This window comes from Vibrio sp. OPT20 (assembly GCF_963889365.1).
GTDB lineage: Bacteria > Pseudomonadota > Gammaproteobacteria > Enterobacterales > Vibrionaceae > Vibrio > Vibrio splendidus.
This window is the reverse complement of record NZ_CAWPOA010000109.1, coordinates 64,635-70,657: the sequence shown is the minus strand read 5'-3', so window position 1 is coordinate 70,657 and position 6,023 is coordinate 64,635. Positions and strand designations below refer to the sequence as shown.

At 41.8% G+C, this 6,023-nt stretch carries 5 protein-coding genes and 1 pseudogene; 5 read left to right on the top strand and 1 reads right to left on the bottom strand.

Features of this window, described 5'->3' with window-relative positions:
- The 5 genes and pseudogenes from AACR09_RS24175 to AACR09_RS24155 form a co-directional block, all read left to right on the top strand.
- On the top strand, positions 1-349 hold a 349-nt coding region (locus AACR09_RS24175; RefSeq protein ID WP_228010443.1), incomplete at its 5' end, for a zinc-binding dehydrogenase.
- A gap of 364 nt (positions 350-713) precedes the next feature.
- On the top strand, positions 714-1,151 hold the full coding sequence (locus tag AACR09_RS24170) for a BspA family leucine-rich repeat surface protein (RefSeq protein ID WP_193834572.1): 438 nt from the start codon (positions 714-716) through the stop codon (positions 1,149-1,151).
- Positions 1,152-1,177: 26 nt separating this feature from the next.
- Positions 1,178-2,593 (top strand): BspA family leucine-rich repeat surface protein, encoded by a 1,416-nt coding sequence (locus AACR09_RS24165; RefSeq protein WP_193834570.1) that lies wholly within the window; start codon positions 1,178-1,180, stop codon positions 2,591-2,593.
- A gap of 428 nt (positions 2,594-3,021) precedes the next feature.
- Positions 3,022-3,162 (top strand): annotated as a pseudogene (locus AACR09_RS24160) (L-threonine 3-dehydrogenase); the annotation flags it as partial.
- 197 nt (positions 3,163-3,359) lie between these two features.
- On the top strand, positions 3,360-4,220 hold the full coding sequence (locus AACR09_RS24155; RefSeq protein WP_193834568.1) for a transporter: 861 nt from the start codon (positions 3,360-3,362) through the stop codon (positions 4,218-4,220).
- A gap of 87 nt (positions 4,221-4,307) precedes the next feature.
- On the opposite strand, the gene AACR09_RS24150 is transcribed toward AACR09_RS24155, so the two are convergent.
- Positions 4,308-5,531, bottom strand: coding sequence for a DUF819 family protein (locus AACR09_RS24150; RefSeq protein ID WP_004730219.1), 1,224 nt, complete (start codon positions 5,529-5,531; stop codon positions 4,308-4,310).
- Positions 5,532-6,023: the final 492 nt, after the last annotated feature.

Below are 6,023 nucleotides of genomic sequence, written 5' to 3'. Positions count from 1 at the left end.
TCTTGGCATGACTGAGGGCTTCGATGTAGGTTTAGAAATGTCTGGTAACCCATCTGCGTTCAACAGCATGCTGACTAACATGAACCACGGCGGTAAGATCTCTCTACTAGGTATTCCACCATCAGATATGGCAGTAGACTGGAACCAAGTAATTTTCAAAGGCTTGGTTATCAAAGGTATCTACGGTCGTGAGATGTTCGAAACTTGGTACAAGATGGCTTCACTAATCCAGTCTGGCCTAGATCTAACACCGATCATTACTCACCACTACAAAGTGGACGACTTCCAGAAAGGCTTCGACATGATGCGTTCTGGTATGTCAGGTAAAGTAATCCTAGATTGGGAATAATTTTGAGTTAGGAAGCTAACTTAGAAAAGCTTAATAGAAAGGCGACAGTTATTACTGTCGCCTTTTTTGTTTTTAAATGAGTAGATAAAACGTTATTTAAGGCTAAAAAAAAAAGAGCTGAATGCTCAAGGCAGAGTGCGAAGTGGTGAACGAGGGTAAACATGTGCTAGATGATTAACTAATTATTGTGGCACTCCGGCACAAAGGATTATTTATAACGCGTTCTGTCATTAATAATGTTATTTATTGGGATGGTGAATGCAATTCCACTTTTTTAGTGAAATTGCAGACCCAAATAGTGAAATAGATAGGTGTGCTTTCTGTATGATTCCTAACTAATTTTAATTAAACCATGCTTTTAACTATGAATTTACGTTCGATTATTTCCGCCTGCGCGCTGCTGAGTTGTAGCCACACCTTTGCTAGTGAGCCTGAAACGGTGACTTGCGAATCAAATAAACCAGGAACCGTCATGGTTCTAGAAGATGAGTTGTTTGTGGTCGTCAATGACGCACTCATTCGCAATTCAGATTACTGGCAAAACTTTCTGGATGGCAACATTCAGCTCTGCACCACTCACGTAACAGACATGAGTGACCTGTTTGCTAAAAACAAATACTTCAATCAGGACATCAGCCGTTGGGACACCTCTCGTGTGACCAATATGGACCGCATGTTTTCTGGTGCCAAGCGCTTTGACCAAGACTTAACCTACTGGAACGTCAAGCGCGTCTCACGCCATATCGACTTCGCAAAAGGCAGTGGCCTGTCTGAAGATAGCTTTCCAACTTTTACGCAATAACGTTTATTCAACCCTAGGAAAATACAATGAAAAGAACCATAACCTCACTTCTTGTGGGCGCAGCCGCGCTCGCTAGCCAAGCCGCATTTGCTGTAGGTATCTCAGTAAAATGCCCTGACCAACCTGTTAACTCCGTGATGCTTGAAAACGGGCAAGTCTATGTGGTGGTGGATAACACCCTAATAAAAAACGAGACGTTGCTCGATAAATTAGAGCAAGGCCACATAGGATTTTGCACAACACAGGTAACGGATATGCGCCGTGTATTTAGGTATCGTGAATCGTTTAATACCGATATCAGTGATTGGGATACGTCGAAAGTGACGAATATGACTGAGATGTTTAAAGGAGCTAAATCTTTTAACCAAAATATCGGTGATTGGGATACATCGAATGTCAGAGGAATGTACGAAATGTTTAAGTGGGCTAGTACATTCAATCAAGATATAGGTTATTGGGATACATCTAAAGTGACGAATATGCGCTGGATGTTCGGAGTCACAAAATTATTTAACCAAGATATAGGTCACTGGAACACATCAAATGTGAAGTATATGGATTACATGTTTTTTGAATCAGAAGCCTTTAATCAAAATATCGGTCATTGGGATACATCAAATGTGACTGATATGGGTAAGATGTTTGGTAAAGCAGAAGCCTTTAATCAAAATATCGGTCATTGGGATACATCAAATGTGACGAATTTGAAATATATGTTTAGTCATGCAAGTGCCTTTAATCAATATATCGGTGGGTGGGATACATCGAATGTGACAAGCATGGAAGGCCTGTTCGTAAGAGCACAAGCATTTAATCAAGATATAGGTGCTTGGGATACATCGAATGTGACGGATTTTAATTTTATGTTTATGGATGCAAGCGCTTTTAACCAATATATCGGTACTTGGGACACATCCAGTGTGAAGGATATGAAATATATGTTTGATGGTGCAAGTGCCTTTAACCAAGATATAGGTGCTTGGGATACATCGAATGTGACGGATTTTAATTTTATGTTTATGGATGCAAGCGCTTTTAACCAATATATCGGTACTTGGGACACATCCAGTGTGAAGGATATGAAATATATGTTTGATGGTGCAAGTGCCTTTAACCAAGATATTGGTGCCTGGGATACATCAAATGTGACGAATTTGTCTTTTATGTTTATGGATGCAAGCGCCTTTAACCAAGATATAGGTGCCTGGGATACATCAAATGTGACGGAATTTGGTTCTATGTTTAGTGGTGCAAGTGCCTTTAACCAATATATCGGTGGGTGGGATACATCGAATGTTGTGGGTATGAGATACATGTTTCGTGATACGAAGGCCTTTAACCAAGACTTATCTAACTGGAACGTGAGCAAGGTAACAGACCACACTGACTTTGCGAAAGGCAGTGTTCTGACTGAAGAACAATTGCCGTATTTTGTAGACTGATTCCCGTTTTGGTTTAACTAAAAAAGGCCAGTGTTGATGGATTCAACGCTGGTTTTTTGTTTACAAGTGATGCTGGGATAACAGAGCGCATAAAGTCCAATAAAAAGTGGCGGCAAAAATGGCGGCATTCATTGCAAAACAGCGTTATTTATGGGTATAAATCGCCACTTGTTACTGTTTTTATATACACTAATATTAGAGTAAATCGTTGATTTTATGTAATATTACTTGTTTTCGTTAAGTTCTATGGAATATTTTCTTACAGTGCTTACTTGTTTGTAGGCGTTAAATCGGAAGAAAGGTGGGAAAGACACCTCCTATTGAAGTGAGGGAGTTATAACAACGACTGAAACTGTCGCCACTTTGTCGCCATGAACTTTATATATTTTAATTAAGCTGTTGTTTTATATCGTTTAATTTTTGGTTTGTACATAATGGCTTCACTAATCCAGTCTGGCCTAGATCTAACACCAATCATTACCCACCACTACAAAGTGGACGACTTCCAGAAAGGCTTCGACATGATGCGCTCTGGTATGTCTGGTAAAGTAATTCTTGATTGGGAATAAGCTTAAGGAGTAAACACTCTCTCGCTTCCTGATTATTTGAAAATTCCCCAAAGAGATTTGGGGCATTTTTGTATCTAAGCTCTCATTTTCTCAACTAAATTATCTCTGTCACTTAATGGCCATTTTACTGCCCAGTAATCTCTAAAATACTCAATAAGCAGTTACACTTTATTGTTTTACTATTGAAGAGAGGGCTCATGGCTTGTAAACCACTTGCACTAATAATAACTGGACTGTTATTAACGCCGAATTTTGCTAGCGCTAAGGTCGACATTTCGAAACCTGAAAGCGATCAAGCGGCAGAACAGGCCGCAAAGGAACTTGCAAACCCAAACACAGCTTACGCTAGCCTTAATTTAAAGCTCCAGTATTCAGGTGGTTACGATGGTGGAGGGGATGCTTTCGCGACTGTATTACAGCCGACATTGCCGTTTCCAATGGATAATGGCGACAAAGTCATCTTCCGCCCAGCTATCTCTTATGTTCAGAATGATTTCAATATGGATACGTCGACAAGCTCCCAACATATGGATCAGTCAGGCGTTACAGACATCTCATTTGACTTAGCTTATGCGCCTAAAATGGAGGGCGGTACTATTGTCGCGTTCGGTCTCTTTGCTTCTTTACCAACGGGCAGTAATGATTTAACGGCGGATCAATTTGCTATCGGGCCTGAATTTATGGTCGGGAAGGCGAGTAGTGAGCGAGTTGTTGGTATGTTCCCAAACCACTTGTATGGTGTTTCTGGAGACGGAGCCGACCATTCTGATACTCGAATCAACAAGACATCGACACAAGTCTTTTGGGTGGAGATATTAGGCGGAGGTTGGACGGTAGGCTCTGCGCCGACATTCTCGTATGACTGGAATAAGGATCAGGCGGAAATTCCGTTGAATATAAGCGTAAGCAAGACTACTGTGTTGAACGGACGTCCTTGGAAGTTTGGCATTGAAGCGAACTATTACCTTGAGAAAGACGAAGAAACGCGTCCAGATTTTATGTTGAGCTTTAATATCAGCCCAGTTGTGGAAAATAAACTGGCGTCTTTGTTCGATTAAGCCGTTATTTGAAATACAGTTTTAGAAACGTAAAAGGCTGAACGATCATCGTTCAGCCTTTTGTGTTATTGGATTAAAGCGATTCTATTAACCCGCAGCAGCCTGCATGATGAGACCACAGATGTAAGCGCCGTATGTACCGAGAGCGTAGCCCAATACTGCCATTAGGATACCGACTGGAGCCAATGCTGGGTGGAATGCAGCTGCTACGATAGGAGCTGATGCTGCGCCGCCAACGTTAGCTTGGCTACCTACAGCCATGAAGAACAGTGGTGCACGGATAAGCTTCGCCATCACAATCATTAGAATGGCATGGATAGTAAGCCATGTGATACCAATGAAGAAGTAGCCTGGGTTGTCTAAGATAGCCGTCACATCCATTTGCATACCAATCGTTGCAACTAGGATGTAGATGAATGCCGAGCCCACTTTAGACGCGCCACTGTGCTCAAGGCTGCGTGTTGATTTGAAGCATGAAGCGATGAGCGCGAACGTTGTTACCATTACGATTAACCAGAAGAAACCAGATGTTAGGCTGTATTTCGCAAGTTCTGGAGCGTTGGTTGAGATCCACGGTGCAATCATGTCACTGAAAAAGTGAGCTAGGCCGGTAAGACCGAACGCAATCCCCGTGATCTTCATGAGATCGGTTGTGGTTGTTGGGCGAGCGTTCTCTTCTTGGTATTTAGAAACGGTCTCTTTTAGCTCTTCAATAGATGAAGTATCCGCTTTTAACCATGCATCAATCTTCTTCTGACGACCTGCCATGATAAGTAACACGGCCATCCAAATGTTCGCACAGATAACATCAACCGTAATCATTGCAGAGAAGAGTTGGTCATCAACCTCGAACACTTCTTTCATTGCTGCTTGGTTCGCACCGCCGCCAATCCAAGAGCCAGCAACGGTTGTGAGGCCGCGCCATACGTCGCCAGATACAAGGTCAGGGTTAATTTGGTCGATGATCAAGATAGCCAGCGGGCCACCGATGATAATGCCGACAGTACCGGTTAGGAACATGATGACGGCTTTTGAACCAAGGCCAAAGATTTTACGTAGGTCTGCTGAGATGATCAGTAGAACGAGTGCGCTTGGTAATAGGTAGCGACTTGCAACGAAGTATAACTTAGAGTTTGATGCGTCGATGATGCCTAAACTGTTCAGTAGAGAAGGAACAAAGTAACAGAGCAATAGACCCGGAACGAACGAGTAGAATTTTTTCAGTGCGCTATTTTGGCTACTTTCCGTGATAAAAACACCGCCAAGAATAACAGCTAACATGCCCATTATTACAGCATCATTAGTAATCATTATTATATCTCCTTTAAGGTGAGCGCAAAGGTCTCACTTTTTGAATTGCAGGACTATACCGATAACCGCTATTCGTTACAAATTGTAACGATAGACATGTTTTGAAATGTTTATGTTAATTTTAACGGGTTGAATTTGTGAATACAGTGCGCTACTTATTTGCATGGTGAATGGTTAGGTTGGAGCTTGTGCGGCGTATTTAGATATATGCAATGTAACTCAAGCCTTAGAGGGTGGTCGCTATGAATTGGGGCGATGATTGAATGACTTAAATGAGTGCATATATAGCCATGTTTACGGTGTGGTTTATGCGAGGTTGGAATGTTTCAATAATGTAAAAAGTGAATTCACTTTTGCCATGTGGTCAGAAATTAAAAATTTTAGCTAGATCACATAAATCTTTCGGATTACGAGTTCTAGCACCCGCTACTCATGCTCATTTGACGTTTTGTAGGGATTCAATGAAAGAAAAAGCGGCCTAAATAGCCGCTT

Excerpts from the sequence above, each read along its gene's own strand:
- AACR09_RS24155 (WP_193834568.1), top strand. The coding sequence starts at position 3,360 with ATGGCTTGTAAACCACTTGCACTAATAATAACTGGACTGTTATTAACG.
- AACR09_RS24170 (WP_193834572.1), top strand. The coding sequence starts at position 714 with ATGAATTTACGTTCGATTATTTCCGCCTGCGCGCTGCTGAGTTGTAGC.
- AACR09_RS24150 (WP_004730219.1), bottom strand. The coding sequence starts at position 5,531 with ATGATTACTAATGATGCTGTAATAATGGGCATGTTAGCTGTTATTCTT.
- AACR09_RS24165 (WP_193834570.1), top strand. The coding sequence starts at position 1,178 with ATGAAAAGAACCATAACCTCACTTCTTGTGGGCGCAGCCGCGCTCGCT.